At 43.0% G+C, this 5,849-nt stretch carries 3 protein-coding genes; all 3 read left to right on the forward strand.

Going from position 1 to position 5,849, the window contains the following annotated elements; genetic code table 11:
* The coding region (locus tag AC4GME_RS16680) for an SDR family NAD(P)-dependent oxidoreductase (RefSeq protein ID WP_490379814.1) at nt 1-1,888 on the forward strand (1,888 nt) is incomplete at its 5' end.
* Nucleotides 1,881-4,355 carry a PfaB family protein gene (locus AC4GME_RS16685; RefSeq protein WP_490376564.1) on the forward strand — a complete coding sequence of 825 codons (2,475 nt, stop codon included), beginning with the start codon at nt 1,881-1,883 and terminating at the stop codon, nt 4,353-4,355. The genes AC4GME_RS16680 and AC4GME_RS16685, both read left to right, overlap by 8 nt.
* 92 nt (nt 4,356-4,447) lie before the next feature.
* Nucleotides 4,448-5,849: beta-ketoacyl [acyl carrier protein] synthase domain-containing protein (locus AC4GME_RS16690; protein ID WP_490379815.1), on the forward strand; the 1,402-nt coding region annotated here is incomplete at its 3' end.

Consider the following 5,849-nt stretch of genomic DNA (forward strand, 5'->3'; position numbering starts at 1 on the left):
TCTTAAACCTGTTGAAGTTGGTGTTAACAATAACGGTCGTTTAACCTTAGTTGGCGAGCAGACTGACAGTTATGCACTACAAGCTGGCAATAGCATTAACCAGGAATCTCTGTTTTTGGTGAGTGGTGGCGCAAAGGGGGTAACAGCCCATTGTGTTATTCGTTTAGCCAAACAGTACCAAGCGAAATTTATCTTATTAGGCCGCTCGAACTACAGCAGTGACGAACCTGACTGGGCAAATGGTATCGCGGATCAAGTCGCGCTGAAAAAAGCGGCTATGCAGACTTTGCTTGCTGCAGGTGAAAAAGCAACACCTGTGACTGTTGCTGCGTTTATCAAACCTATTTTAGCCAATCGTGAAATCAAACAAACTTTAGATGCGATTAATACAGCTGGTGGTATTGCCGAGTATGTTAGTGCCGATGTAACAGACGCGAATAGCGTCGCAGCGGCTGTTTCACCAATTACGGATCTTTGGGGGGATGTAACGGGTATTATCCATGGCGCAGGTGTACTTGCCGATAAATTTATCGAACAGAAAACTCTGGCCGATTTAGAAGCGGTTTACAGCACTAAGATTGATGGTCTGTTATCACTGTTAGCTTGTTGTCAGCAGGATAAAATCAAACACTTGGTTTTATTCTCTTCTGCTGCTGGTTTTTACGGAAACCCGGGGCAATCGGATTATGCTATTGCCAACGATATCTTAAATAAAACAGCATATCGTTTTAAAGCCCTCAATCCGGCAGCACAAGTGCTGAGTTTTAACTGGGGACCTTGGGATGGCGGCATGGTGACACCTGAGCTGAAACGTATGTTTAATGATCGCGGCGTTTATATTATCCCGCTCGATGCCGGCGCTGAGCTGTTATTAAATGAGTTAGCAGCAGACTCAAACCGTTGTCCGCAAATCCTAGTCGGAAATGATATGGGTGGAGAGCCGGAATCTGAACTGCAAAGCGCTTTACAGGAAGACTCTTTACAGGAAATTTCAGTAAAAAAGCCATTAGTTAGTCGCTTATCTAAATCTCTTTTAGCGGCTAACAATCCTTTTTTTGCTGATCATAAAATAGGTGCTGAACAAGTGTTTCCGACTGTCTGTGCAATTGCATGGATGGTAGAAGCTGTTCAATCTACTTATCCCGGTTATATTTATAGTGGTCTGGAAAATTACAAACTGTTTAAAGGTATTGTCTTTGATGGCACACAAGCCGAGACAGTTATTATCGACCTTTCATTAGTTGCTGAAACGTCAGAGCAATTAACGATAGACGTTAAGATCTCAAGTACAAGCAGCACTGGAAAAACCATTTTTCATTACGCTGCGACACTGTTTATGCTTAAACATAAAAAACCAACGCCCAGCTATGAGGGGGCATTGAGCCCGTTAGTGTTAAGCAGAGAGACAAGTGCTACTGAGTTATATCAAGATGGTACCTTGTTCCATGGTTTGAGTTTGCAGGGAATTCAAGCAATCAATAGTTGCGACCAGCATGGTTTACTGCTGAGCTGTAAAATCGACAGCAGCGTATTAGCAAAACAAGGGGAATTTGATCTTAAAAACAGTAATGTTTTTGCAAACGATCTGGTTTATCAAGCGTTGCTGGTTTGGGTACGTAAACAGTTAGGCCTTGGCAGTCTGCCGTCAAGTACGCTCGCCTGGACGGTTTATTCTGAGGTGAAAGTTGATCAGGCATTCTATTTAAAACTGACTGTCACTGAACAAAAGGGCAGTATGGTAGTTGCTGATATTGAGCTGATTGATAGTGACAAACAGATTTTAGCCGAAATAAAAGGCGCGACAGTGACCAGCAGTGCAAGTTTAAATGAGTTGTTTAAACCTGCCAAAATAGTTAACAGCCCTGAGCCGATAAACAGCCATGACTGATATCAACTGTCTCAATACAAAACTGGCCATTATTGGTTTTGATGCTCAGCTTGACGGTTTAACCTGTGTCGATCGTGTGGAAGCTGCCTTGTATGAAGGCGCAGTGCATACATCTTTTGCACATACCGTTGCAATGAATCCAGTCGGGTTTGCTGATTATGCAACGCTTTGTAAACAATCAGCGACAGCTGTTGTTGAAGCTAATAAACTGGACGCCAGCGATGTTGCAGTGGTAATTATTTCTGATTCCAATCAGACCATTGATGGCGCACAAGATACCCATTTCAGTTACTTCTTTAGTTGCAAGAAGGTCAGTAATTTAGCAGATGCACTACAGCTTAGTGAAAAGCTGATCAATGATTGTAATGTTGCAGTTTTACTTATTGCCGCTAATCTGCAGACTGATTTACTAAAAAAACAAGCAGCAGCGACGATCAGTTTTGCTGAAGATTTCAGTGCATATGGCTCAACTAACGGCGTGTGTTGTGTGCTGCTGGCCAGCCAGGATTTTGCGCTTGCCCGTAACAGTTATATATACACTTGGATTAAAAGCGCTGTCAGCAGCAACAATATTAAACAAGAAATTAATCAGGTGATTAACAGTGCGTTTAGTAAAGCAGGAGTCAGCAGTGATTTAATCAGCAGTGTTGAAGTGTCGGCTTGTGCTGAAAAACAGTTTAGTGATTTAGAAGAAAATGCTTTATTAAGCGCTTATCAAAACGGTAAAACGCTTAACAGTTCCATCAGTTGTGCCAAAAGTGTGCTGGGCGAAAATGGGCCCTTGTCTGAACTGTTTGGATTGCTAAACAGTACCTTTACATTGCAGCAAAGATACCGTCCTGCGATTAAAGAGTGGACTTCACCTGCGCCTGAACAACTTGAAAAATGGCTGGCCTCACCTTTTTATCTGTTTAATCAGGCAGCACCAGTATTCCCAAAAGTCGACGGTTCTCCTCGCTATGCTGCGTACAGCTGTTTATCAATTGATCGTTACAGCCATCTGATTTTACAAGAGAATAACGACAAGCAAATACACAGTAACGGTTTTAATGCGCAATCCGATCTGTCGCTGTTTATTATTGCCGGCGACTCGCAAGCGGATCTGTTAGAACAGCTAAAAACTCTCTCTAATAACCTGCAGAGTTTAGCGTTTAAAAGCCTGGCAAAAACACTTTATAGCGATTTTGCAGAAAATTCCCAAAGTAAATATCGTGTGGTTTTACTTGCCGAATCAGCTGCTCAGTTACAAAAAGAGATAAATCAGGCAGTAACGGGAATAACGAGCGCATTTGCCAATAGTAGTGACTGGAAAACACCGAAAGGCAGTTACTTCACTGCAAATCCGACTCAATCAGAAAACAATATTAGCTTTTTATATCCGGGGATTGGTGCCACTTATCTGGGACTGGGGCGGGATCTGTTGCATCTGTTTCCTGAAATTTATCCAAGTGTGATTGCGCTGGCAGACGATATTTCTGCCAGTTTAAAAGATCAACTGTTAAACCCGCGCTCAGTGGTTTCATTAGATTTCAAACAACTGAAACAGTTAGATTTAGCCTTGCGCAATGAGCTTGCCAATATTGCTGAATGTGGTGTTGGATATGCCTGTGTGTTTACTAAAATATTCGCAGAGGTTTTTAATATTAAGGCGGACTTTGCCGCCGGTTACAGTATGGGTGAAGTCAGTATGTTTGCCGCGCTGGGTTGCTGGAAAAATCCGGGGCAGATGAGCGCACGTTTAGCGAATTCTCAGACCTTTAATCAGCAGCTGTCCGGTGAATTACATACCTTAAGAAAGCTGTGGAACTTACCATCAATCAAGGTTGGTGGGGAGAAACAGATTTGGGAAAGCTACAATATCAAAGGCACAGTAAGACAAGTGCAAAGTGCCATTGGCGATAATGAACGTGTTTATATCACTATTGTTAATACAGCAGACAGTCTGGTGATTGCAGGTTATCCTGCTGATTGTATGGCTGTGATCGCACGTTTAGGCGTGAGTGCCATGCCGCTTAATGTGCCGAATGCTATTCACAGTGCGCCTGCGTATCAGGAATATCAGCAGATGTTAGATCTGTACAGTATGGATCTGGCGGAGCGTATTCCCACTAAGCTCTATTCAAGCTCCTGTTATCTTGCCGTGCCTTTTAATAAAAAAGCGATTTCAGTGAGTATTGCAAAATGTTTATGCGAGCAGGTGGACTTTCCGCGTTTGATTAACAGCTTAGTAAAGCAGGGAGCATCAGTGTTTATTGAGATGGGAGCAGGGCGTTCGTTAACCACCTGGACAGATAAAATCATGAAAGAGGTAAACAGTGGCACACAACATATTTGTGTGCCGGTGAATGCCAAAGGAACAGACGACCAACTGAGCTATGCACGGGCGTTAGCAAAATTAGTGAGCTTTGGTATCAAGGCCGATTTAGATAGTTTTTTTTACGGTTCGATTATTCAGCCAGTTAATTAGGAAGAGCGACTTGAGCCCCGCAGGTAAATTGGCGGGTAAAGTCCTACTTGCAAAACGAATAAAAACTTTAAACAGTTTTAAAGAGAGAATTTATGGAAAACATTGCAGTAGTCGGAATAGCGAATCTATTTCCCGGCTCAAGTAAGCCTGAACAGTTCTGGCAGCAATTGCTTGATAAAAAAGATAATCGACAGCAGATTAGTGCTGCTGAATTCGGGGCTGATCCAAGTAAATATTACGGCAAAAAAGGCGAAACAGATAAGTTCTACTGCATGTATGGCGGTTATATTCGCGGTTTCGAATTTAATGCCAGCCCGTTTACCGCACAAGGCTTAGATAAAAACTACCTGAATCAGTTAGATGATCTTAATAAATGGGCACTGTATGTTACCGAGCAGGCATTAAACGATGCAGGATATTGGGGCAGTGAAAAACTGCAAAACTGCGGCCTGATTTTAGGTAATTTATCTTTCCCGACTAAATCATCAAATCACCTGTTTTTACCCTTTTATCATCATGTAGTTGAAAATGCATTAAAGCAGCTCACTTGTAACAGTTTTCAGTTAACTAATTTCACTGTATCTAAAAGTGTAGATCCTGATAATGCTCTAATTGCCGGTTATCCATCGGCGTTACTTGCAAAGGCATCTGGTTTAGGCGGCACTCATTTCTCATTAGATGCGGCCTGTGCGTCATCTTGTTACAGTATCAAACTTGCATGTGATTATCTGCATACAGGCAAAGCCGATATGATGTTGGCGGGCGCAGTTTCCGGCGCGGATCCTATGTTTGTTAATATGGGCTTCTCAATTTTCCAGGCTTTCCCGGCTAATAATAAACACGCCCCCTTTGATCAAAACTCACAAGGTTTGTTTGCTGCGCAGGGCGCTGGAATGATGGTGTTAAAACGCCATAGTGATGCATTGCGTGATGGCGATAAAATTCATGCCATTATCAAAGGTGGGGCGCTGTCTAACGATGGTAAAGGCGAATTTGTATTAAGTCCGAACAGTAAGGGCCAGGTATTAGCTTACCAACGCGCTTATCAGGATGCACAGGTAAACCCAAGCAACGTTGATTACATTGAGTGCCATGCAACCGGAACACCAAAGGGTGACAAGGTAGAACTGAGCTCAATGGAAACTTTCTTTAGCGCTTATAACAGTAAACCTCTGCTTGGCTCTGCTAAATCCAATCTTGGCCATCTGTTAACAGCCGCTGGTATGCCAGGCATGACCAAAGCAATTTGGGCATTAAATGAAGGCAAAATACCTGCAACGATCAGTTTAGAAAAGCCGATCAGTACTAAAAAGGGTTATTTTGACGGCAGTCAGTTGCCGACTGAAACGGTAAACTGGCCAGTAACAGCTTCTAAAATAGCTACTGCCGGGGTAAGCGTATTTGGTTTTGGCGGCAGTAACGCGCATCTGGTATTACAACCGGGTGATACGCCAATCACTGCTAACGCACAAGATGCCAAAGCACGTCAGCCGC

The organism is Psychromonas sp., assembly GCF_983033635.1.